This window comes from Roseibium limicola (assembly GCF_017313085.1).
GTDB lineage: Bacteria > Pseudomonadota > Alphaproteobacteria > Rhizobiales > Stappiaceae > Roseibium > Roseibium limicola.
The window spans coordinates 82,969-106,876 of sequence record NZ_JAFLNF010000002.1 but is presented as its reverse complement, the minus strand read 5'-3'; the positions used below and the strand labels follow the sequence as shown (position 1 = coordinate 106,876).

At 58.0% G+C, this 23,908-nt stretch carries 20 protein-coding genes; 12 read left to right on the top strand and 8 right to left on the bottom strand.

What is annotated here, in order from left to right:
* Nucleotides 1-285: 285 nt before the first annotated feature.
* Complete coding sequence (locus tag J0X15_RS04055; protein WP_209015071.1) at nt 286-3,105, top strand: DEAD/DEAH box helicase; 2,820 nt, start codon at nt 286-288, stop codon at nt 3,103-3,105.
* A gap of 131 nt (nt 3,106-3,236) precedes the next feature.
* Here J0X15_RS04055 and J0X15_RS04050 read toward each other — a convergent pair whose 3' ends face one another.
* Nucleotides 3,237-4,166 carry a LysR family transcriptional regulator gene (locus J0X15_RS04050; protein WP_206938428.1) on the bottom strand — a complete coding sequence of 310 codons (930 nt, stop codon included), beginning with the start codon at nt 4,164-4,166 and terminating at the stop codon, nt 3,237-3,239.
* A gap of 129 nt (nt 4,167-4,295) precedes the next feature.
* Here J0X15_RS04050 and J0X15_RS04045 point away from each other — a divergent pair, with 129 nt between their 5' ends.
* The 6 genes from J0X15_RS04045 to J0X15_RS04020 all read left to right on the top strand — a co-directional run bounded on the left by J0X15_RS04045 (nt 4,296) and on the right by J0X15_RS04020 (nt 12,319).
* Nucleotides 4,296-5,828 (top strand): ABC transporter substrate-binding protein, encoded by a 1,533-nt coding sequence (locus J0X15_RS04045; protein WP_206938427.1) that lies wholly within the window; start codon nt 4,296-4,298, stop codon nt 5,826-5,828.
* An 80-nt stretch (nt 5,829-5,908) separates the two neighbouring features.
* Complete coding sequence (locus tag J0X15_RS04040; RefSeq protein WP_206938426.1) at nt 5,909-7,438, top strand: ABC transporter substrate-binding protein; 1,530 nt, start codon at nt 5,909-5,911, stop codon at nt 7,436-7,438.
* A gap of 54 nt (nt 7,439-7,492) precedes the next feature.
* Nucleotides 7,493-8,410: an ABC transporter permease gene (locus tag J0X15_RS04035; RefSeq protein ID WP_206938424.1), complete on the top strand. Its 918-nt coding sequence runs from the start codon at nt 7,493-7,495 to the stop codon at nt 8,408-8,410.
* Nucleotides 8,407-9,321 carry an ABC transporter permease gene (locus tag J0X15_RS04030; protein ID WP_206938423.1) on the top strand — a complete coding sequence of 305 codons (915 nt, stop codon included), beginning with the start codon at nt 8,407-8,409 and terminating at the stop codon, nt 9,319-9,321. The genes J0X15_RS04035 and J0X15_RS04030 overlap by 4 nt, the downstream gene beginning before the upstream one ends.
* Nucleotides 9,318-10,925: a dipeptide ABC transporter ATP-binding protein gene (locus J0X15_RS04025; RefSeq protein WP_206938422.1), complete on the top strand. Its 1,608-nt coding sequence runs from the start codon at nt 9,318-9,320 to the stop codon at nt 10,923-10,925. The genes J0X15_RS04030 and J0X15_RS04025 overlap by 4 nt, the downstream gene beginning before the upstream one ends.
* 17 nt (nt 10,926-10,942) lie before the next feature.
* On the top strand, nt 10,943-12,319 hold the full coding sequence (locus tag J0X15_RS04020; RefSeq protein WP_206938421.1) for a lyase family protein: 1,377 nt from the start codon (nt 10,943-10,945) through the stop codon (nt 12,317-12,319).
* Between the two features lie 199 nt (nt 12,320-12,518).
* Here the strand turns inward: J0X15_RS04020 and J0X15_RS04015 are convergent, their stop codons facing one another.
* The 5 genes from J0X15_RS04015 to J0X15_RS03995 all read right to left on the bottom strand — a co-directional run bounded on the left by J0X15_RS04015 (nt 12,519) and on the right by J0X15_RS03995 (nt 17,716).
* The gene (locus J0X15_RS04015; RefSeq protein ID WP_206938420.1) at nt 12,519-13,817 is read right to left on the bottom strand and encodes a hypothetical protein; all 1,299 of its coding nucleotides are present in this window, start codon (nt 13,815-13,817) and stop codon (nt 12,519-12,521) included.
* On the bottom strand, nt 13,801-14,568 hold the full coding sequence (locus J0X15_RS04010) for an ABC transporter ATP-binding protein (RefSeq protein WP_206938419.1): 768 nt from the start codon (nt 14,566-14,568) through the stop codon (nt 13,801-13,803). The genes J0X15_RS04015 and J0X15_RS04010 overlap by 17 nt, the downstream gene beginning before the upstream one ends.
* The gene (locus J0X15_RS04005) at nt 14,561-15,643 is read right to left on the bottom strand and encodes a FecCD family ABC transporter permease (protein WP_206938418.1); all 1,083 of its coding nucleotides are present in this window, start codon (nt 15,641-15,643) and stop codon (nt 14,561-14,563) included. The genes J0X15_RS04010 and J0X15_RS04005 overlap by 8 nt, the downstream gene beginning before the upstream one ends.
* On the bottom strand, nt 15,624-16,691 hold the full coding sequence (locus tag J0X15_RS04000) for an ABC transporter substrate-binding protein (protein WP_206938416.1): 1,068 nt from the start codon (nt 16,689-16,691) through the stop codon (nt 15,624-15,626). Before J0X15_RS04000 ends, J0X15_RS04005 begins: the two co-directional genes overlap by 20 nt.
* A gap of 479 nt (nt 16,692-17,170) precedes the next feature.
* Nucleotides 17,171-17,716, bottom strand: a complete 546-nt coding sequence (locus J0X15_RS03995; RefSeq protein ID WP_206938414.1) for a YaeQ family protein — start codon at nt 17,714-17,716, stop codon at nt 17,171-17,173.
* 257 nt (nt 17,717-17,973) lie between these two features.
* Between J0X15_RS03995 and J0X15_RS03990 the strand changes: the two genes are divergently transcribed.
* The gene (locus tag J0X15_RS03990) at nt 17,974-18,162 is read left to right on the top strand and encodes a hypothetical protein (protein WP_206938412.1); all 189 of its coding nucleotides are present in this window, start codon (nt 17,974-17,976) and stop codon (nt 18,160-18,162) included.
* A gap of 100 nt (nt 18,163-18,262) precedes the next feature.
* Here the strand turns inward: J0X15_RS03990 and J0X15_RS03985 are convergent, their stop codons facing one another.
* Nucleotides 18,263-19,459 carry a mandelate racemase/muconate lactonizing enzyme family protein gene (locus J0X15_RS03985; protein WP_206938410.1) on the bottom strand — a complete coding sequence of 399 codons (1,197 nt, stop codon included), beginning with the start codon at nt 19,457-19,459 and terminating at the stop codon, nt 18,263-18,265.
* A gap of 221 nt (nt 19,460-19,680) precedes the next feature.
* Nucleotides 19,681-20,622 (bottom strand): LysR family transcriptional regulator, encoded by a 942-nt coding sequence (locus J0X15_RS03980; RefSeq protein ID WP_206938408.1) that lies wholly within the window; start codon nt 20,620-20,622, stop codon nt 19,681-19,683.
* Nucleotides 20,623-20,705: 83 nt separating this feature from the next.
* On the opposite strand from J0X15_RS03980, the gene J0X15_RS03975 reads away from it, so the two are divergent.
* From J0X15_RS03975 to J0X15_RS03960, 4 genes are all read left to right on the top strand, one after another.
* A complete protein-coding gene (locus tag J0X15_RS03975) occupies nt 20,706-21,137 on the top strand; it encodes a DMT family transporter (protein ID WP_206938407.1) in 432 nt (143 codons plus the stop codon).
* A 7-nt stretch (nt 21,138-21,144) separates the two neighbouring features.
* Complete coding sequence (locus J0X15_RS03970) at nt 21,145-21,624, top strand: DMT family transporter (RefSeq protein ID WP_206938406.1); 480 nt, start codon at nt 21,145-21,147, stop codon at nt 21,622-21,624.
* 218 nt (nt 21,625-21,842) lie between these two features.
* On the top strand, nt 21,843-22,328 hold the full coding sequence (locus J0X15_RS03965; protein ID WP_206938405.1) for an Lrp/AsnC family transcriptional regulator: 486 nt from the start codon (nt 21,843-21,845) through the stop codon (nt 22,326-22,328).
* Between the two features lie 104 nt (nt 22,329-22,432).
* Nucleotides 22,433-23,905 (top strand): NAD-dependent succinate-semialdehyde dehydrogenase, encoded by a 1,473-nt coding sequence (locus J0X15_RS03960; protein WP_206938404.1) that lies wholly within the window; start codon nt 22,433-22,435, stop codon nt 23,903-23,905.
* Nucleotides 23,906-23,908: the final 3 nt, after the last annotated feature.

Here is a 23,908-nt window from a genome sequence, read left to right as displayed (position 1 = left end):
CCAACTTTCACCACATCCGCCGCAGCAATCGAAATCAGCTTCCCTTTAGCCAAGCAAGGACTGCTTTCGCGCTTCACAGCAAGACAGAGGCCGCGAAGCTTCACTGACCTTGCTCCAGACGACCGTGAATTGCTCTTTGCAATCGGCGATCTGCGCGCTTGGGTGGACAATCACCCCGGCGATGTGACCGTCAACTCGGATAGCATTCGACTTTCCCATGATGCCGCAGCAAGCCTACCAGCCTCTTCTGCCGAGGCGCTCGGTCTACCGAGAACCGTGGATCTGATGCTCAAGACCGATGTGACAGGCGTGCTCGGCCGCCCCGATTTCAAACTGCACTATGAATGGTCACGCCATGGTCGCCGCGAAACGCCAGCTCGTGTTGGCGCAATCCTGAAAACGGCCGAGGGTAGCCGTCGCCTGCCTCTCTGGATGAAACGTGCACTTGATCTCGCAGATTGCTTTGACCCCGCACAACCTGTCGAACAGCACTGGCGCGCGCTCGCCGATTTCCGACGCGCAATCGAGCCGGAAGCGGCAATAGGTTCCGAGATGCCCGAAAACCGGGAAATGGCAAAACTCTCGATGACTGCCTTCCTGCGCGGTTTAGAAGTGCGCATAGCAGATCGCTTCTCCATCTCGCCCGACACGTCACTGGGCCAATTCGAAGTCGTACCTTATTCCGCCGAAAAACTGGAAAGCGCCGGCCTTACCGACGAGATCTCGGAGGCAAACGCAGAACTGACGGGAGAGGCGCTTGCAGTCTTCCAATACGGATTACACCAACATGGCGCGAAGCCAACATATCGGCTTGGCAACAACAGCTATCTGGTCATCGACAAAGGTGCAGCGCCAATCCTGGAGGAAATGGCCCGCGTCCAAAAAGCACCACGTGAGGAACGGCGTGCATTCATTCAGAATCCCAGGGCATTCATAACCGAAGCGGTTAACCACCACCTGAAGAAAAGCGGTGTCTTGGACGAGCTGGACGACGCACAGCAGGCTGAAATGGTGGAGGCACTCGCTGGTCCTGCGCTCATCGAGACCCGTGAATATTCGGACCGGGTTACTGGCGTCATCGTGTATGAACGTCCCACCGATGCAATCGAAGGCAGCGGGACGACGTGGCTGCCTGAGGCCTTCGCCCAACACTTGACTGAAGCCATCCAATCCATGCCGGAAGCAGAGCTGCAAGCTTTGCGCAGACACATGGCTGACGTGCTCCAGAGCGGAACTGACACCCCGATGGAGATCGCGGGAGAGGCGGTCAAAGTCACCCCGGCGCGCCTGGCGGCAATCGATGGAGAGATCGAGCGGCGGGCAACAATTCCCGCTTTGCACGATGACAAGCCTGGCCCCGAAAAAGATGATTCCGGCGCACTGATCCTCGGCACGAAGGACAATTACTACGAATTGAACTACCTTGCGCCGACAATTCCACGGACTGCCTCGATCCAGGTGAGCCTGCCAGCAAGTGTAAAAACCCCGCTTCACCAGCACCAGTTGGACAGCTTTAGTTGGGCAATAAACGCTTGGAACTCGGGCCTTCCGGGTATCTTGAACGCCGATGAACAAGGGCTCGGAAAGACGCTTCAGACCATCGCCTTCCTGACCTGGCTCAAGGACCACATGAAAAAGCCGGTTGCGCAGAACCGTGGTCCCATCCTGATCGTTGCTCCCACTTCGCTGCTGCGGAACTGGGAACAGGAAGTGGAAACTCACGTTAAAGGCCGTGGCTTTGGTACACTCATCCGCCTTTACGGCAGTTCGCTTGGCTCCCAGAAACTTCGTGATACGCGTGGCACGGAAACCCAATCGGGTTTGCCTCAACTTGATCTGGACTGGCTAAAGGAAGCATTCGAAGACGAACGTGCGCATCGCTTTTGGTTCCTGACCACCTATACGACGCTGGCAAATTACCAGCATTCGCTTGGAAAAATCCCTTTCTCCGCGATGGTGATGGATGAAATCCAGAACATCAAGAACCGAGCGACGCTTGCTTCCAAAGCGGTCGAGGCGATGAATGCGGATTTCCGCATTGGGTTGACCGGTACACCAATCGAAAATGCGGCGATTGATCTTTGGACGATCATGGACCGGATCGCGCCAGGATGTCTTGGGTCTGGCGTAGAGTTCAAAGAAAACTACGCAGTTCCGGACCCCGCGAACATGGCGGAACTGCACGCCCGCGTATTTAAGCCACGAGGGTACGTGCCACCACTAGGCCTGCGCCGCCTGAAGGACGAAGTAGCCCGCGACCTTCCGAAAAAGCGCCGGTACTTGCACCCCCGACTGATGCCAAAGGTGCAGGCAGAAGCCTATGACCTTGCGCAGATGAAACTAGCAAACGGAGGGCCGGGGGCGGCATTGAAGATGCTGCACCACATCCGCTCAGTTTCCGTCCACCCCGGCGACACAGGTCCGATAAACCCGGACGAGTTCATCGCCAAAAGTGCCCGACTGGACGCGGTGATGGACGTCCTGCGCAGGATCCAGGCTGCCGGCGAGCGGGTTCTCGTCTTCATAGAACATCGTGACATGCAATTTCGGTTTGCCGAAATTATACGCCATTTCTTCGGCCTTGAGCGCATCGACGTGATCAACGGGGACACGCCTATCCCCCGCCGACAAGAAATCGTCAACCGTTTCCAGAGGCACCTAACGGCCGATGGCGGCTTTGACATGTTGATCCTGGGGCCGAAATCGGCTGGCACAGGCCTGACACTGACGGCTGCAACTCATGTTATCCACCTCTCCCGTTGGTGGAACCCTGCTGTCGAAGAGCAATGCAACGACCGCGTCCATCGCATCGGCCAGACCCGGCCTGTCTCCGTTCACATTCCCATGGCACTGCACCCTGAATTGGGGGCTCAGAGTTTCGATGGCCTCTTGCAAAGCCTGATGCAACGGAAGCGTAAACTCGCAGAACAGGCTCTCTGGCCCCTGGGGGATAACTCGGTGGATGTGTCCAGTCTGACGGAAGCCGTCGCGACCCCAGAACGCGGAAGTCATACCGTGCTCGCAGACAGCATGGCCGAACAGTTTCACCGCGATGGCCTGCCACCATCAGGACCGGATTCTGACGGTGCTTGGGAACTACGCTGATCGTTGAGTTCTAGGATACCAATGCCACGAAAATTAATAGCGGCCTAACCATTTGAGTTTATACGCTTTTTCGAGACGGTGTTTTGGTGAGAGCTGCAATTCGCATGAGCTCTCATGTTCGCAGTCGCACTTTATATGAGATGCATGAGTTCGGCAGTGGTGGGGTTTGCGGCGCATTGCCGTTCGATATGTTCACTCAACGCATCGAGGAACGGTTCGGCATGCGGGGGCCGCTGACCGCGGGCATGGATGGCAGCGTATGTGATCCAGTGATCGCCTTCGATCGGAAGGAGCGCCATGGCACTGCTCTGCTGGGGCGGAGAAAAGACGGCGTCGCTGATCGTGATGCCGATGCCGTGACGCGCCATTTCAAGCGTTACAACGGTCGACCCGGTCTGATGGCTAATGATCGGACGATAGCCTACTGCCCCAAGCAGCGCGTCCAGCCGATCGCGCCAACGTTGTCCTGCTGCCAGCGTTACGAACACTTCGCTTGCAAGCTGCTCCAACGTCACCGACGCCTGTCGCGCCAGCGGATGATCGGCTGGCATGAAGACACAAAGCCTTGCCCTGATCAGAGGCACGATATCCAGGGGCACGATAACATTTTCGACCGGTAGCGAGATCAAGCCGAGATCATAGCCACCGGCCGCCACCTTGCTTTCGATCGCAAACCGGCTCTCGACCCCAACGCTGAAGTCGCATTCCGGCGTAGTCGCCTTCAGTTTGGCCAGCGTCGGGACAACAAGTTGATTGGCGATCGGTGTCGCTGCGACGATCGACAGGGTTCGGCTGCCGCGTGTAGCCACTTCCCGTGCTATCTGAGGAATTTCCTTCAAGGCGTCCAGCGTACTTGAGATCTGACGATAAAACAGCGTTCCCTCTTCGGTCAGCGCCAGTGTCCTGCGGGCACGCGAGAACAACGTCAGGCCAAGCTGGGTTTCGAGTTGCCCCACCAAGCGGCTGGCAGCGGATGTGGATAGGTTCGAACGCTCGGCGGCATCCGCCAGCGTGCCGGTCAGCACAATGTCGCGAAAGATTTGAAGGCCGCGAAGATTCATCCCGATGACTCTTTCATTTTTTGCAACTGTTGGCTCCATAATAGCAATTTTTTCAAATGCCAACCACGGCTAAAGTCAAAGCAACCGTGCATCAGACACAATGAAGCGCACGGCTCTGGGAGGAGAAACATGTTTATACAAGCTGCACGGCTCGTTGCGGTCGGCGCCTTTGCTGCTGCGCATTTCTGCGCAAGCGCAGCCTATGCCGACAAGGCCGATGACACATTGCGCGTGGCCTTCACCGAAGACATCATCAACCTCGACTACAATTACACCACCAAGCGGGAATACATCATCATTTCCGAGCTGGTGGATGAGACCCTGCTTGCGATCAATCCGGCGGACGGAAGCTATCTTCCCGCTCTGGCGACACGCTATGAGCAGATTGATCCCGTCACCATGGATCTGACACTGCGCGATGACGTGAGCTTTCACGACGGCACAGCCATGACTGCGGAGGACGTCGCCTACAGCTACAACATCATGACCTCTGAAGACGCGCAAAGCCTGTCCGGCGGGCGCATCGCGGTCTGGTTCGATAGCGCCGAGGTTCTGGAGCCGCACAAGGTCCGTTTCCACTTCAAGACCCAGTATCCTCTTGCCCTTCAGGACATGGCGATCCGGGTCCCAATCCGGAAGTCGGGCACCTACGACGCCAACGGAACTTTCGATCCCAATGCCGTCTCGGGTGGTCCTGTCGGTCTGGGTCCCTATAAGATTGCCTCGTTCGAACCGGGCTCCGACCTCGTGTTGGAACGCTTCGACGATTATTATTCCGGCGGTCCCAAGGGTGATCCGGCAATCAGCAAGATCGTCATTCGCTCGCTTCCTGATGAAGGCACCCAGCAGGCCGAGTTGATCTCCGGTGGGATCGACTGGATTTACGGCGTACAGCGCGACATTGCAGAAAGTCTGGGACAGATGCCCAATGTTGCGCATCTTTCCGGCCCTGACCGACGCATCGGCTTCCTGATCCTGGACGCAGGCGGGCTGGTCAGTCCCGACGGACCGCTTACCGATCTCAAGGTTCGCCGCGCCATGGCCCATGCCATCGATCGTGCCAGCATTGCTGAAGCCCTGATCGGCGGCGCTGCTGCTCGCATCGAAGGGGCATGTCACCCCTCCGAACTGGGCTGCAATTACCCTGTCACCGTCTATGATTACGACCCGGAAAAGGCGCGTGCCCTACTGGCCGAAGCCGGCTATGGCGACGGCTTTGAAACCGAGATCTGGGCCTATCGCGACAAGCCGATGTCGGAAGCCATCGTCTCGGACCTGCAGGCCGTCGGCATCAATGCCAAGCTGCGCCAGGTCAAGCTGGACAGCCTCAACGTGGCGCGCGCGAACCGGCAGATCCTGTCGTATTTCGGCACCTGGGGTGGCGACACCGCGCCCCCGATCCGGCAGCATTTCGATGCAGACTCCGACCGCAACCTGTCGGGCGATGCCGAGCTTGCCCAGATGGTGACCGATGCCTACACCGAGCTTGACTCGGAACGGCAGGCGGAGCTCTTCGCGGCAATCCATGCCCGGATCACGGATCAGGTCTACTGGGTGCCGCTGTGGTCCTATTCGGTCAACTACCTGACAGACCCGGACCTTGTTTTCCCGCTGGACGACGACGGTTTCCCGCGCCTCTACAAGGCCAGCTGGAAACAGTAACAAGGCCCTCGACCTTCGTGGTGTCCGCGCCTCGATCAAAGCGCTGACACCACGCATTACATTCATTTTGGGAGGAACCAATGAACCTTAATCTTGTGCGCGCTCTCTGCACCGCCAGTGCCCTTGCGCTGGCAGCCGCGACAGGCCCCGCCATGGCCGGGCCCGAGGATGACACGCTTCGTGCGGCAATGGCCGAAGAGATCCTGAACCTGGATTACAACTACACGACCAAACGCGAGTACATCATTCTCGCCCAGTTGACCGACGCAACCCTGTTTGAGCTCGATCCGGCGACACAGGAGTTCAGACCGTCAATCGCCACCGGATACGAATGGGTCAATGACCTGACGCTGGATCTGACGCTGCGCGACGACGTGAAATTTCATGATGGCACGACGCTGACGCCAGAAGACGTCGCCTATACCTACAACTGGATCGCAGACGAGCGCAGTGAGTCCAACGCCAATGGCGTGGTGGCGCGCTGGCTCGACAAAGCGGAAGTCACAGGACCGAACACTCTCCGCTTCAAGTTGAAGTCTGTCTACCCGCTGGTCCTGCGCGATATGGCCAATCGCGTCATGCTACGTAAGGCGGGTACCTATGGCGAAGGCGATGCCATTAACCGCGATGCCATGGCCAATAGCCTGATCGCGACCGGTCCTTACAAGGTTTCGAGTTTCGAACCTGGCACCGAACTGGTGCTTGAGCGCAACGAGGATTTCTTTGGCGAAAAGCCAGCCATCAAAACGATTGTCGTGCGCAACATCCCGGATATCGGAACACAACAGGCCGAGCTGATGTCGGGCGGCATCGACTGGATATTCAAGGTACCGCTGGATCTGGCCGAAAGCCTTGGTCAGACACCCATGGCGACCCATTTGAGCGGACCGGATCTGCGCGTCGGCTTCATGGTGCTTGATGCCGGTGGATACACCGACCCTGACGGACCGCTTACCAATGTGCTGGTGCGCCGCGCGATCAATCACGCGCTGAACACGCCCGAAATGGCCGAACACCTGATCGGCGGTTCGGCAGAAGCCATTCATGCTGCCTGTCATCCGGCTCAATTCGGCTGTGACCAGAGCGTGGCGCGCTACGCCTATGATCCGGAGAAAGCGAAAGCGCTTCTGGCGGAGGCTGGCTATCCGGACGGTTTCCCGATGGAAGTCTGGGCCTATCGCGACAAGGCCGCATCAGAAGCCATCGCTGCCGACCTGACGGCAGTCGGCATTGATGTGAACCTGCGTTACGTCAAGCTGGAAAGCCTCAACCAGGCCCGTGCTGCGCGCGAGATCCCGGCCTACTTCGGAACCTGGGGCTCAGGTGGCACCGCTGACACTGCAGCCATCGCCCGGATCCACTTCGACGTCGAAAGCGACCGAAACATGTCGGGCGACGAAGAGCTCGCCGGGCTGGTCCTGTCAGCGGAACAGACTGCCGATCAGGAAAAGCGCAAGGAGATCTACTCCGAGGCGCTTGGCCGGATTGCCGATCAGGCTTACTGGGCACCGCTGTTCTCCTACTCGGCAAACTACCTGGTATCGCCGCAGCTCGAGTTCCCGCTCGATCCGGACGGGTTGCCACGGTTGCAGAACGCCACCTGGAAGTAAGATTGATCCTGCAGGGGGCGGATATGCCCCCTGCAAATCTGAGGAATTACAGAGATGTTGCGCTACATAATGCTTCGAGGGTGCCTGGCGATCCTGGTCGCCTTCACAGTCTCGCTGGCTGCCTTTCTGCTGCTGAATGTCGCGAGTGACCCGGCGCAGGCCATCGCCGGCGAAGACGCAACCGCGGAAGTGGTTGAAACGATCCGTGCCCGCTACGGCCTCGACCGACCGCTGCCGGTCCGCTACCTCGATTGGCTTGGCGGCGTGGTGCAAGGTGATTTCGGAGAGAGCTACTATTGGCACAAGCCGGTGGCCTCCCTGGTTGCCGATCGTGTTGACGAGACCCTGACCCTCGCCTTTTCGGCCCTGGCGGTGACCATCCTGATCGCCATCCCGCTTGGAGCCCTCGCCGCATTGAACCCGAACAGCTGGATCGATCGCTTCGCCCTCGGCGTGGCCGTCTCTGCCCAGGCCATACCGAACTTCTGGCTCGGGCTCCTCATGATCATCTTCTTTGCAGTGACGATCCCGATCTTCCCGGTGTCCGGCGACAGCACATGGCGACACTTCGTTCTGCCTGCCTTCGTCCTGGGTTCGTCCTCTGTTCCCGCCGTTATGCGGCTGACCCGCACCGGCCTGATCGAGGTGATGGGCGCAGACTATATCCGCACGGCGCGTTCCAAAGGCTTTCGTGGTTGGCAACTGTTGCGCCGACATGCACTTCGCAACGCAATCCTCCCTGTGATCTCGGTGCTGGCTGTCCAGCTCGGTCAAAAGTTCGGCGGATCTGTCATCACCGAATCTATTTTCGCAATCAACGGCTTGGGACGTCTGGCTCTTGAGTCCATTCTCGGAGCGGACATCCCGACCGTACAGATGCTGATTTTCGTCTTTGCCATCGTCTTTGTGGCCATGAACCTGCTTGCCGACATTCTCAATGCGGCCATTGATCCGAGGATCCGTATCGGATGACCGACAGCGACATCACACTAGCCGCGGTGGAACTCGACCAAACCACGCTGCTGACACCAGGTCAGATTTTCCGCCAGCGGATGTTCGGCCACAAGGGCTTCCTGATCGGCGCAACGCTGATCTTGATCATCGCCATCGTGGCACTCCTCGCTCCGGTGCTGGCTCCGCACAGTCCGTTCGAGCAGTCCCTTGCCGACAGGATGCTGCCGCCGGTCTGGAGTGAAGGCGGCACCTGGGACTATCTCTTGGGCACAGACCAGAATGGTCGCGATTACCTGAGCCGTCTGATCTATGGAACCCGCGTTTCAATCACCATTGGCCTGGGTGCCGCGACCGTGGGCCTGCTGATCGGCGTGACACTGGGCGTGATCGCTGGCTATTTCGGCGGCTGGGCCGACCACAGTATCAGCTTTCTTCTCACAGCGCAGTTGGCCCTGCCGGGACTGCTGCTTGCCATGGCGCTCGTCTTCATCATCGGCCCGTCGATCTGGGTGGTGATCGGCATTGTCGGTGTGCTCCACTGGACCTACTACCTGGTGGTCACACGCGCAGCAACACAACGCATCCGCTCTCTCGACTTTGTCGCCGCCGCTGCGGCGGCAGGGGCCAGCCCACGTCAGATCATCTGGCACGAGATCCTGCCGAACCTCATGTCGTCAATCATCGTGATCTTCACCTTCGAGCTTGGCATCGCAATCCTTGCCGAAAGCTCGCTGAGCTTCCTCGGCGTCGGCATCCAACCCCCGACACCATCCTGGGGACTGATGATCGCAGAGGGCAAGCAAGCCATGTTCTATCGCCCGTGGCTCGTGATCCTGCCTGGCATCTGTCTCTTCCTTCTCGTTATCGGAGCCAACCTCATGGGAGACGGGCTGCGCGACATCACCTCACCGGAGGGCCGAAACGAATGACTGCGTTGCTGGACATCAATCACCTGAACATCACGCTGCGCTCACCCAATGGCCCACTGCGTGTGGTGCGCGACCTCACACTTGAGCTGAACCGGGGCGAGGCCCTGGGAATCGTTGGCGAAAGCGGCTCTGGTAAGTCAATGACGGCACTGGCCCTGATGCGTCTGTTGCCACGCAGCGCTGAATATCAGGCAACCAGCATGGCCTATGACGGAGTGCAATTGCCGGACCTTGAAGATGCGCAGTTTTATCGTTCCATCGCCGGACCACGTATAGGGATGATCTTTCAGGAGCCGATGACCTCGCTCAATCCGGTCTACACGATCGGGCGGCAAATGACCGAAGCGTCCGTTGCCCGTGGCCTGATGTCAGCCGCCGCTGCACACAAGAAAGCGGTCACCCTGCTGGACCGTGTCGGAATTCCCGATCCGGAAGACCGGATGAGCCAGTACCCGCACCAAATGTCCGGCGGACAAAGGCAGCGCGTGATGATCGCGATGACGCTGATGCTCGACCCGGACCTGCTGATCGCCGACGAGCCAACCACGGCGCTGGACGTAACAGTGCAGGCGCAAATCCTGGACCTTTTGGACGATCTGCGACGCGAACGTCAGATGGGCCTGATCCTGATCAGTCACGATCTGGCAGTGGTGGCGCAGCGGACTGACCGGGTGGCCGTGATGTTTGCCGGGGAATTGGTGGAACAGGGCACGGCGCAGCAAGTGCTGTATGCACCGCAGCATGACTACACCCGCAAGTTGCTTGCCGCCGTCCCGCGTTTGGACGGCACACCGGGGCGTCCCGCCCCTGCCACACCGCGGGTGGAGGATGTGATCGTCGCGCGGGATGTCAGCCGCATCTATACCGCCAGAAAAGGCCTCTTTGGTCCGAAACGGGACATCAAGGCATTGGACGGTGTGTCGTTGTCGGTAAAACGCGGCGAAACGCTGGCGCTTATCGGTGAAAGCGGATCGGGCAAGTCGACACTGGCGCGGATACTGCTCGGGCTCGACCACGCCACCTCGGGCGAAATCGATCTGATCGGTCGCCCGATTGACCAGATCCCGCCGACCGAACGCGCAGCCTTTGTTCAGCCGGTGTTTCAGGATCCCTACACCTCGCTAAACCCACGTCGGCGGCTGTCCGAGATAATCTCCCGCCCGTTAATGCTACGGGGCGAACGCGACAGCGCCACCAATCTGGCAGCCGTGAAAGAGATGATGGAACGGGTGCGGCTTCCCATCCGGTTGCTCCATGCCTATCCCTCGCAGCTTTCGGGTGGCCAGCGCCAGCGCGTCGCCATCGCCCGTGCGCTGGTGACCCGTCCCAAAGCGCTGATCTGCGACGAGCCGACCTCGGCGCTGGATGTGTCCGTGCAGGCGCAGATCCTCGACCTTCTGGACGAGTTGCGCGACCAGATGAACCTGACCACGCTGTTGATTACCCATGACATGGCTGTCGTCCACCAGACGGCTGACAGGGTGGCCGTCATGCGGAACGGCAGGATCGTCGAAGAGGGCACCGCCAGCGCGGTGCTTTCGCACCCGACCAACGACTACACTGCGCGATTGCTTGAGGCGGCGCCTCGCTTTGAAACCGTATGACATCCGAAGGAAATCAAATGACGCTGAGTACGCCGGTCCTGACGCCGAGCACATTGTTCGCACGCGAGACGCTCTGGCAATCGTGGCTTGACGTCGAAGCCACATTGGCCGAGGTCCAGGCCGACATGGGGATGATACCCGAGAGTGCAGCGCGCGGCATTCGCGCGGTGGCCGTGCTCGACCGGATTGGTGTCGATGCACTCGAGGCCGATATCCGCATCACCCATGCGCCAATCTTGTCGTTGACGCGACTTTTGGCCAAGGCCGCCGGCAAGGCGGGCGACTATGTCCACTGGGGCGCGACAACCCAGAACGTGATGCAGACCGGGCGGATCCTGCTGGTGCGGGAAGCTGATCTAGAAATCCGCAAAATCTTGGCCTCGGCCCTGCTGCTGCTTGCAGAAATGGCAGAGACCCATGCGGATACGCTCATGGCAGGGCGCACCAACCGCCAGCATGCCCTGCCAATCACCTTCGGGTTCAAGGTTGCCGGCTGGATCGAGGAGCTTTCTCGTTCCATTAACCGTCTAGAAGGCGGTGGACGTCGTCTCTTTGCCCTGCCGTTTGGCGGCGCTGTGGGAGCGATGCATGCATTCGGCCCGCAGGGACGAGAGCTGAATCGGAGGCTTGCTGCGCGGTTGGATCTGAGCGAGCTACTGGTGCCCGGAAGATCGAACAATGATCTCTTCGCCGACTATATCGTGCAGCAGTCTCTTCTTGCCATGACGATCGAACGTATCGCCTCTGAGCTTTATTTGCTGATGACGCAGGAGATCGGCGAGATCACCGAACGGCTGGACGATGGTACCGTCGGGTCTTCGACGATGCCGCACAAGATTAATCCGAAATACGTCGTGCGGGTCCTCGCGGACGCGGCCGAACTGCGCAACCTCGCCGCCCCGGCGATGGAAACCGGTCGCTCAAGCCATGAAGGGGATTCAGCCACCAATCAGTTGCTGAGTTCCGTCCTCGACCGGGCCATACCGCTCGCCTGGGAAATGGCCCAGCGGTTCGAAAACCTGCTAGCGCGAACTGAAGTCCAAGCTGCGAAAATGAAAGACAACGCCAATCAGACCGGGGGCGCCATTGCGACCGAACGACTGATGATGTTGCTTGCCCCGATGACCGGTAGGTCCGAGGCACATGACCTGATCCACCACGCAATAGAGCACCTTCCCGATCCGGAAATCACTGTCACTGAAGCCCTGCGCAAGGACAGCGCCATCCTGGCGCATCTAAGCGAGGCAGAGATCACCGCAGCACTCGACCCGGCTGGCTATTGCGGCGACAGCTCCGCAATTGCCCGAGACGCAGCCACCGTTGCCCGCAGGATGGCAGGAGGGCTCAAGAGCAGGTCATCGACAAGCTCGTCAGACGTGGCTTTGATCGATTAGCCTCCAATAGCGCAAAGATGCCCTGGCGACCGACATACAACGGCTGGGAGCATCAGGAGCGGCGGCGCTTTGAAGACAATACAGAAGCGTAACGCCGTTCTCGCATTTTTTTGTGCACCCGATCACGACCAGGAACGGCGTTCCCAATTAAAACGACAAACGCGGACATTGCGGAGATCTCGTGAGAAACCGACGCCCGCTAGAACAACATCTCCCCAAGCGACAGCCTCTTCACGGCGAGCGCTATGTTGGTAACCAGCGCTTCCTTGCCCGGGCCATGATCCGGATAGCGTGTCATGTTGTCGCCATTGTGCATGAAGACGAAGCCACCTCGGCCTGTTGTGGTCGGATAGCGCCAGATCCAGTCGGCCGGCTTTGGGTCCTCTTTGGCGCCGACATCCGTCAGCCACAGCGCCCCCGGTGGCATGTCGGTCCATCCGCGCGCATACTGCCCGAAGACACCCTGCCAGCCATCGAAATTCTCCCCCAGACCAGAGAAGATGCCAAAGCGGTCGTCGCGTATCCTAACCTTGATATTGGTGAAGGGTCTTGGGGGCACGGCCTGAAATGGCGCCATGAAGGGAAGCCACGGTTGGCAGGGCTCCGCGCAGATGATGAGGTTGCCGCCTCGCGCCAGAAACGCCACCAATTCGTCGGCCCTAGACTTCAAGAAGAATTCGTCGTGGCTGCTGGGAATGTAGAGCGTGTCGGTTTTGGCCAATAGGTCAGCCCCGAGATCATAAAGCGGTGCAAACAGCGTCTCGAACCCGGCCTCCTGAAGGCTGCGTTCAATCCACTCCGGATGCCACTCGCTGGGCACGTGAGAACATTGCAGATAGGTGAAGCGGTTCGGAACGCACCGCTCGATGCCCAGCTCCCGGTTCAACCACGGATAGAACGACTGCAAGAAACGCGTCGTCGCCGGCATGAACCGCTGGCCGTTATGCGAATGCGGATCCAGGGTCGTCAGCAGCAGGCGCCCACCACCGGGAAGCATCGGAAAGTCGAGAAACAGACTCCTCCCGCTGTCGTCGATTTCCAGAATGGAGCGTGCACCTTCGGGCACATTGTAGGAGCCACCCCAGTGCCAGCTCATATGAGCCATCGGCAGGGATGCAGTGATCGGGTGGACCGGATCGGAGAGACGGACCTCAAGCTTTTCGCCTTTCGTCCACCACAGCCAGTCGCGGCAATTGCCCGGTCGCCATTCGAGTCCGGGAACGTCGAGCCAGTCGGCGTGGCCCTGCAGGCAGACAATCAGAAACCCGCCGTCATGAAGATAGGCATTCAGCTGCCGCGCATGGGACCGCGGTGCCTCGGCGTCCATTGCGTCGGGCATGATCACCGCGTGATAGGCGGACAGGTCAACTTTCGGCAGGTCATGAATGTAGATGAGATCGTCGATGTAATAGCGGAAATCCTGACAACTTCGCAGCTGCCAGCCGTTGCCCCAGTGAATAAAGGCAATGCCTTTCATACGCTTAGTCGCTTCGTCCATCGTTGCGAACCTCCTGCTGCCTGAAGACCGGGGCAAACGTATGTTTGGGCAATCCGTCGAAGTTCGCCCGCGCAATCGGGAGGTCGTATAGTGTGGAGAGGTTCTCGGATGTGAGCACATCCACCGTCTTCCCCCTCATGAAGTGTGTTCCGCTGGTCATCAAGAGCACATCCGTGGCGATTTCCACGGCATGCTGCGGCATGTGGGTCGAAAAGATGATCGTCAGCCCATGCTCCGTCTGCAGCTGGTGAAGCAGTTTCAGAACCTTGTCCTGGTTTTTGTAATCAAGTGCCGCGCAGGGCTCATCGAGCACCAGCAGCTCGCATTCCGATACCAGCGCCTGGGCGATCATTACCAGCTGACGCTGCCCGCCGCTGAGAGCATTGAATGCGTGCGTTTCCAAGCTTTCAATGCCGAGCATCCGGAAATAATGGCGGACAATTTCAAAGTCCTTCTTGCCCGGAGAGCCGAACAGGCCAAGGTGGCGCGCGCGTCCCATCAACGCAATGTCGAGGCAGGAATAGGCGAAGGGAACCTCAAACAGCTGCGGCACAAAGCCGACTTTTCCCTTCACCTGAACCGTTCCTTGCCGCGGCTTGAGAACACCGATCAGCGTGTTGATGAGTGTCGTTTTGCCGACACCATTGGCGCCGAGAACGGCCAAAATTCCGCCCGCTTCGAGAGAGAACTCATAGCCCGAAAGGATAGGTTTCCCTCCGCGCTCGACCGTAAGGTTTCTGACTTCAATCACTTGACCATCCCCCGACCGTGTGCAGCCGCCGCAAGATGATCGCAAACACCGGAACCCCCACGAGGGCGGTGATAATGCCCAGAGGTATCTCCGACGTCGTCAGGGTGCGAGACAGGTTGTCGACCATCAAAAGATAGATCGCGCCGATAATTCCGGAGACCGGCAGCAACCGCTTGTGATCGGCGCCGACGATGGCCCGGGCCACATGCGGGATCACCAGCCCGACCCAGCCGATAATGCCGGACGTGGCGACAACACCCGCCGAAATGAGCGCCGACGCCAAAAGGATAATCCATTGCACCAGCACAACCCGGGTCCCCAGGGCGCGGGCCTTTTCTTCCCCCAACGACATGAGGTTGATCTGGAAGCGCAGAAGATAGATCGCGATGGATGCTGGCACGACGGCGACGGCGATCAACAGCACGTCCGAATAGCTGGTGGAGGCGATGCTTCCCATCAGCCAATAGGTAATGGCTGGCAGCTTCTGGAACGGATCGGCCAGCAATTTAGCGATTGAAATCGCGGCGGAAAAGAAGGCTGAGATGACAACCCCCGCCAGAACCAGGGTCAACATGCTGGTGCGTCCGCGCACAGTCGACAGAAATTTCACCAGAAAGATGCTGCACAGTCCGAACAGGAACGCCGTCGAAAGCTTGGTATAGCCTTGCATGCCGAGGAGGATCGCCAGCGTTCCACCAAACCCAGCGCCGGACGTCACGCCGATGATACCCGGGTCGACCAGCGGGTTGCGAAACAGCCCCTGCAGGGACGCGCCGGAAATCGACAGGCCGAAGCCGATGATGACGGCTGCAATGATCCGAGGCAGGCGGACCTGTTCGACGACAACCGCTTCCACCGGCTCCCAGCTCGGCTGAGCGACCGGTTGAATGTTGTCAATCAGGATCAGCGCGACCTCGTGAACGGAGAGATTATATCGGCCAATCGTGACGGAATACAGGATCGCCAGAACAAGCAAGATGAGCAGTACCGGAAGAACGGAGACTGTTGCCAGTCTCCGCCAGGTTCCGCGCTTCTCATGTCCGGGAAAAGGAGCCTCAGCCAAAGACTTCGACATAGTTTTTGGCAGGTGCATTGTTCTTAAGTTCGAGAATGGCCTTCATCTGATCCGCAGTCAGGTCGGCGCCATAGATCAGTTTGTAGACGTCGTGGATCTTGGTTCCGAACTCCGGTGCATAGTCCGCACCATGGGCAACCGCAGCCAGCCAGACCGACGTCAGAAAGATTTCCGGCGCATCGGGCGTGCGGGCGAACACCGGCTGTTTGTAGACGCGCTTGGCCTTGACCGCATCCAGGTTGGAAAGCAGTGGATTGTCAAAGAAGTCCTGCGGATTGAGCTCTGTCGCATAGGCCGGAATGACGATCATGTCCGGGTTCCAGACCAGCAGCTGTTCAAAATCGACAGTGCGCCACCATTCACCGCTGTCGTCGGCGGCCGGATTGGTGACGCCGCTGAGCGCAAGGTTCTGCGAGCCATTGGCGATGATGCGAATTTGATCTCCGACCTGATCGACATGCAGAACGGAAGGAAGCGATGCCGCTTCCAGACCGGAAACCTTGTCTTCCAACACTTTCAATGTGTCGAGCTGCGCCTGCAGAATAGCCTGAGCGCGATCGTTGCGGCCGGTCATGTAGCCGGTGAGCGTCAGGTAATCGAGGCGATCCTGTTCCGTGCAGCACTTCCAGCCAACCACCTTCAGGCCAACCCGCTCGAGCGGCTCGATCAGCTTTTCGTCATGGGACCACTGGATGACAGCGTCCGGTTTCATCGCCAGGATCGCTTCCACATTCGGGACGAAGCCTTCCTGGGCCGCGCTGATGTCTATGGAAGACATTTCCGGCAGAATTTCGGTGTAGATGCCCTTGGTGAAATACCGATCCAGAGAATCCTTGTTCATGCCGGCAATATGCTCGGCCGTGTCGTCGATCGCGCGGTAGATGATCGGCGTCGAGCGGACAATTGTCACGACCCGCTTGGGTGGTTCCTGAAGCGTGATTGTCTTGCCTCGATGATCGATGAAAGCAGTCTCAGCATGCAGGGCTGCTGGCGAAAAAACAGGAAGCGCCATCAACAACGCCAGACAGGTTCCAACCCGGGTAATCATACCAATCTCCTTTGGCCGGATATCAGTACAAACACTGATCATCCCGCGCCTCAGAAAACAAATATGAGTTTAATAGTCAAGTATATAAAATTAACAAAACACTGCGCAACAAATTCACCAAAGCGCGCCGAAACCACATACCGCCGGGTAAAAAACGCGTAGTGCAGAATCCTGGTTGATCAGCTTTCTCCTGATCCGCCGCAGCGCGGGAACGCGAAAACCTCTGGCAAATTTGGCGCCGGGCACAGACAGTCCCTGCCCGCCTCCGTGATGCAATGCTTGAAAAGATGTGTTGGTTGAATATACGCAGTATTTTTGGGCGACTTAAGCAATCCGACCGACATTCTGTCGGGGACATGTCATCCTGGAAATCTCTAGCACGCCCCAGCAAAGCTTAAGTGCAAACGCTCGTGAAATCACATCGGGTCAGATGTGCCACTGCATAAACCACGTCCATGTTTGCACCAGAAAATCATGAGTTATGCGGCAGTCTTCCATTTTAACGGGGTAACGTAAACGATGCTGTCACCGACGCTGACCATCACCTCGCCGTCCTGAATATTGACCTGGAGCTTCATCGTGCGGCTCGCCAGTTTTGCCAGTTCAGTCGTGTCTTTCTCGGAGAAACTTGTCACTTGAAGATTTTCAAAACGGGAGGTGCTGTTTTTGATCTTGTCCCACCACATCTCGGCCGTCCTGCCACCGTAAGGATAGACGACAACCTTGTCGGCTTTGCCGCAGGATTGGCGCATCAGTTTTTCGCTGGGAAGTCCAAGGGCCACCCACACATCAAGTTCACCGCTCAGGCTTTTCTGCCAAATATCTGGCTCGTCATCGGTTGAAAGGCCCTTTGTCATTTCCAGATGCTCGTGGGCATTTAGTGCGAAAGCGACAATACGCACCATCAGCCGTTCATCCGTCTCTGAAGGATGTTTAGCAACGGTCAGTTTATGGGTGTCGTAATAATGACGATCCATATCGGAAACTGAAAGCTCGACTTTATAGATAGCGGCATTTTGCGCCATGACATGTCCCAAAAATTCAAAGATCAGGATGCTTACTGCGTCTGATGATATTGTGAAAGCAGATAAAAGCTGTGGCGCACCAGTTCGGAGGGCACAGCGCGCAAGCTTCGCGTGGCACACGCTTCAAAAGCCTCAGTCGGACACGGCAGGCGTTGAGAGGCGTGTCTTTCGAAGGGACCTTCGAAACAAGATGGCTGAGCAATCTTACGCTTCGGAAATACTTTTTTAGAGCGCGGCATACCAGGAACGAATTGGCAGTGGGTTTCTATCCGCGCTGCGACGACGGGCTCTGCGGTGTAGTCTGGCATTTTGGTGGTCCGCAAGCGGTCCTACAGGCCGGGACTTATTCCGACATCATTCTGCCCGTGTCCGGTCATTCTCTGTCGGCATCTCCGGCCCGGCATTTTCCGCAAGCGCGCCCCATGTCAGAGTATGCTGCGACGTGATCCGCTGTCGTATCTTTTCTCCTTCTACACTTCTCGTATAACCCGCCACACCGAAGCCAGGCAGGCGGGCAGCACCACGGTAAGTTGTGTTTCTGCCCGATCAAAAATCAGCAATCGCTTCTGGCATCCAGTGAACGCTTTTGCGGCTGGCCTTGAAGAAGCAGCGTCCGTATTTTTCAAGGTTCTGCAAATCAATCTCGAAACCCAGTCCAGATGTCTGTGGCAGGTTGAACCAGCCATTGTCGTGCAGGAAGGGATGTGTGAAAATTATGTCGCGCGCTTCCGGGATCCAGCCGGGCGGTGAGACCGGATATTCAAACAGCGCCTCTCCGGCAAAGCCGCTGGCGGCAAAGACATGCGCGTTGACGATGAAGCCAAAGCCGTTTGACCAACAATGCGGCGTGAACTTCAGTCCCTGCTCGCGGCAGAGCGCGGCGACCTTGAGGCTTTGTGAAACACCCCCTGCCCACATCGCGTCCGGCTGATAGATGTTGTAGCAGCCCATCTTCAACATCCGCTCCAGCTCGCGGTGGCCCATGACATGAAGTTCGCCACCGGCGACGGGAACGCGCGCGTAAGTTGTGAGTCTGGCAATTTCCTCATGCCATTCGCCGAACAACGGCTCTTCCACCCAGGCAAGCCCGACATCGGCTGCCGCATCGACAAAGCGTTTGGCCCGCTCAAGCGACCACAGCGGCGCGTCACCGTTCTGGGTCAACCGGAAGGCCTGGTTGCAATCAACCGAGATCTTCATCCTTCCCTGCATATAGGTCGCAACGTCGGAAATATGTTCGATATCCATGGATTCATCAAAGTCATGGACCCGGATTTTCAGCGTGTCAAAGCCTTCAGCGAGCCGCGCTTCCGCCTCATCGCGCCGTGCCTCAGGGGCTCGAAGTTCTCCTGAGGAGGCATAGAGCTTGATACGGTCGTGGGATCCGCCAAGAAGTTTGTAGAGTGGCAGACCGGCGCTCTTGGCCTTGATGTCCCAAAAGGCTGGCTCGAGCCACCAGTTGAAGTTGCCTCCTGCAGCCATGATCTGGATACGCTCTGACAGGCTTTCGATGTCTGAAGTGTCCTGACCAAGAAAAAGGCTGGCGAGAAGGTCTCCAAGCCCGGCGCGCTCGCGACCCGCCGCAGGAAAACCACTCCATCCCTCGATACCGTCATTGGTGATGAACCGAACAATGCACATCGAGACCTGGGTTCGGACCGTTCCGGGGATCCATGAGGGCCTATGCGGTGCTGGCAAGGGCGTTTTTACCAAGTAGAGTTCGACGCGGTCCAGCACTTGCATTTTCGGCCCTTTCGAAGAATTTCTGTCTTTTCGCAGTGTCGCAGAGCACCTCAATCTCCGGTGCAATTTCATCAAGTGCTAGAAAGAAAATGGTTTGGTCGATATATCCATTTTGGCAATTTTAACAGACCAATCCCTGCCATCGTTGAATGGCTCGCCCGTCAAAATTCTCTGAATTTATGGATATTTTTCTTGCTGAACCTGCAGACGAAAAGGCGCTGTCAGGTTAGTGAAACTGGTCGGTCCCAGTAGGCTGGACGGCCGACGGTTTCGCCCAGGAAATCCAGAAAGGCACTGACTTTGGAAGAGAGCATCCGGTTTTCCGGGTAAAGCAGGTGGATGGCGCCATCTGTCTGTTCCGAGCCAGCAAGCCAATCAGTCAGGATTGGTTGCAAATACCCATAGGCGAGATGCTCATGCAGAAGCCAGGTCGGAAAAAGCACGATGCCCTGAGCCGCAAGAGCAGCGGCAATGAGGCTCTCGGCATCATTGCTGCGCAGGTCTCCGTTCACAGACAGAGAAGGCACTTGCTCCTCCCCCTGTCGCAAACGCCATGGCATTTCGCCATTGTGGCCTCTGTAAATCAGGCAATTGTGCTTGCTGAGATCATCCGGTTTGACAGGCACTCCATGCCGTTCGAGATAGGCAGGTGCCGCTGCCACGACGAAACTCTGATCTGCGAGCTTTCGCCGGAGCAGCGTGGAATCCTTCAGGCTTCCGATGCGCACGATGACGTCCGCCCCGTCCGCGATAGGGTCGATCAATGCATCGGTGAGCGTCAGCTCCACTTCAAGCGCATTAAAACGCGCCTGAAAGAGCGCTAGATGCGGCGCGATATGGCGGCGCCCAAACGCCAGGGGAGCGTTGATGCGCAAGACGCCACGCGGTTCGCTTGCACTGCCGCGAACCTGCTCTGACGCCAGATCCAGAGTACTCAGAACATCGCGCACGGCCTGGTAATATCCGTGGCCATGGTCGGTTAATCGCAGCGAGCGTGTGTTTCGTACCAGTAGTTTCTGTCCCAGGCTCTGTTCCAAAGCGCTGATGTGCCGCGACACAGAAGAAACGGGCAAGCCACGCCGACGGGCGACCTCGCTAAAGCTGCCATGCGCGGCGACCTCAACGAAAAGACGAAGTCCATTCAGATTAAGATTATTGCTCATATTGCAAATGATATTACCTTAGATCGCAGATTGTTGTCCATCGCACATGTCTCTAGCTCTGGCGAGAAGCCAAAGGAGGCATCGTGACCCAAATTCTTACACTTCTCGTCGTCTTCGTCGCAGGTATGGGCCTGTCGGTCGAAGCGGGACTGCTCGGGCCCTTGGGCGAGAACGTTGGACATATGTCGGCAACGCTTTGCATCTTCCTTGTCGGAAGCCTGCTTTTGTCGTTGGCCCTTGTTTTTGCACGGCATCGTGCCTTGCCGGAGATGTTCGCCCAACCGCGCTGGATGCTTACAGGTGGTGTCCTCGGGCCCGTCTACGTCGTTATCATCACCACTGTGACACCGCTCATAGGGGTCGGCACCACCATGGTGGCGATCCTTTTTGGGCAAGTTGCGTCAGGGTTGGCGCTGGACCACTTTGGTGCCTTCGGTGTGCCGCGGCAACGGGTCGACCTGTATCGCCTCGGTGCCCTTGCGTTGATCGCAGCTGCTCTCATTCTTACGCGTTGAGGTCAAAATGCTTAGCTTCATTCTCATCCCCCTCGCCCTTATCGGGGGCGTCACGCTGGCCGTGCAATCTTGCATCAACGGTCGTCTCGGTTCGGCGGTTGGCACTCTGGCGACGGCCTGGTTGACATTCGTGCTGGGGGCTTTGATCAGCGTTTTGCTGGTTCTGTTTGTCCAGGTTCCGCAGGAAACGAGCCTGCTGGAAGCGCCGCGCTGGCAACTCACGGGCGCGTTCTTTGGTGTGTTCTACATTGTCGCGATGGTTTTTTCGGTGCCGCTCATTGGCATTGCCGCAGCGACTGTCGCTGTCGTGGCAGGACAACTGACCATGGGCCTGCTGATCGACAATTTCGCTTGGCTGGGCAATCAGGCGTATCCGCTTGATGGGCAACGCTGGGGCGCCATCTTCCTGCTTCTTGCAGCCATTGCGCTGATTTACATCGGAAATCGCAAGCGTGAGCTCGCAAACCAGAAAATCGATAAGTCCTAGAGGTATCTCACAGGCTTGGCATTTGCCCGGCGACCTCAGGCGGGTTTTCCCCGTCTCGATTTTAACGCTATGGGTCGTAGGGTGTTTGCGCGACTTGGGGCAAAAGCCCCCTCGAAGAAATTCGACGGGCTTTCTTGGGCTCAATCGGGCTTGGGTCTGGGTGACTGCGGTTAGTCTCATGAGTTGAACCCGTTTGGGTGCACCGATATAGAAGCGAGATGCTCAAGTTAGATCGCATTGATTTTCGGATACTCCGCGTTCTGTCCGATAACGGACGGATTACCAAAGCTGCCCTTGCGGAAAAGGTCGGGCTGTCGCCGTCGCCTTGCTGGGAGCGGCTACGACGCCTGGAACAATCCGGATTGATTTCAGGCTACCGGGCTGAAATCAATCTGCGCAAGCTGCCGGGTGCAGTGACGGTTTTCGTCACAATTGAGCTGGATTCCCATGCGGCTGCGCGTTTTCAATCTTTTGAGCGGACCGTTGGTGAACATCCAGAGATCACTGGATGCTGGGCCATCGGAGGTGGCTATGACTATCTGATCCAGGTTGTTGCACCCAACATCGAGGCCTATCAGGACCTGATTGAATCTGTGCTGGAATCCTCTGGCGATATCGCTCGCTACTATTCCTATGTCGTCACCAAAACGGTTCGCCGTTCAGGTCCGCCGTTGCACCTGTTTTCAATCGACGCAGACGAATGAGCTGCTTTTAAGCCATTCGTCAGAATTTTCTTCTGGCTTTGCAGAGAGCTTCGGCTCCATCTTCTATTGTAAACTCCTAAAGTCCCTCCAATGGAGGGCATCTGATGTTGGCCACGAAGAACGACGAACAGACAGTGCCGCTGAAGCAGCTGCCTTTGGTCAAATCCGGGGGCTATATCGATGGCACTTGGCGACAAGCCGAACCCAGCTTTGCAGTAACAGATCCGGCGACGGGCGAAGCAATCGCTACGGTCGACGCAATGGACGCGAACATGGCCGAAGAGGCCGTCGCCGCGGCGTGGAACGCCTTCGGAGCGTGGGCCGCTCTCCTGCCTCAGGACCGCAGCCTTGTCCTGAAGCAATGGCACGCAAAAATTGTCGAAAGTCGTGAACAGCTCGTCCAGATCATGGTGGCAGAACAAGGCAAGCCGATCTCTGAGGCGCGGGGCGAAATTGATTATGCCGCCAGCTTTGTCGAGTTTTACGCCGAAGAGGCCAAACGCGCCAATGTGGAGGGCATCACCAGCCACATGAAAGACGCCGAAGTCGAGCTTTGGCGAGAGCCAATTGGCGTCGTGGCTTTGATCACTCCTTGGAACTTTCCCTCCGCGATGGTGACGCGCAAGGCGGCTGCGGCCTTGGCTGCAGGCTGCACGATTGTCGCCCATCCCTCCCAGGAGACACCGCTATCGGCGCTGGCTCTGGCGCAGCTGGCGCATGAGGCCGGAGTGCCGGCGGGTGTGTTCAACGTGCTGCCAGGTGATGCCAAAACGGTGGTGACGCCCTGGTGTTCTGATACCCGCGTGCGGGCGTTGTCGTTTACAGGCTCAACCGAGGTCGGGCGTTTGCTCTACCGCCAATGCGCCGGCACCGTTAAGCGGCTCGTGCTGGAGCTGGGCGGCCACGCGCCGTTTATCGTCTTTGCGGATGCCGATCTGGACCGTGCCGTCTCCGAGGCGATAGCGGCTAAATTCGCCACCAGTGGTCAGGATTGCCTGGGCGCCAACCGGATGTTCATTGCCCGCGAGATCTACAGCGAATTCTGCAAGCGCTTCATCAAGGCTGCCTGCGTGCTGACGGTCGATGCCGGCAAGGACGATCCGGACATCGGCCCGCTGATGCATGAGCGGCTGGTACAGAAACAGGAAGCGCAAGTTTCCGATGCAATGTCCAAGGGCGCGCGCCTTGCCCTGGGCGGCAAGCGTCATTCGGCCGGCTCCTTGTTCTTTGAGCCGACTGTGCTCGTGGATGTGCCGGATTCAGCTGACATCATGCGTGAAGAGACCTTTGGTCCGGTGGCTGCCTTGACGCCGTTCGACAGCGAAGACGAAGTCGTTCGCCGTGCCAATGACACCGAATACGGGCTGGTTGCCTATGTCCACACCCAAAACCCAAAACGCATCTACCGGATGTCGCGGGCGCTCGAGTTCGGCATGGTCGCGATCAACCGCACATCTGTTACCGGCCCTCCCATTCCGTTCGGGGGCGTCAAACAATCAGGCCTTGGGCGTGAAGGTGCGCGCCATGGCCTCGAAGAATTCACCGAAATCAAATACGTTTGCCGAGACTGGAGCTGAGCA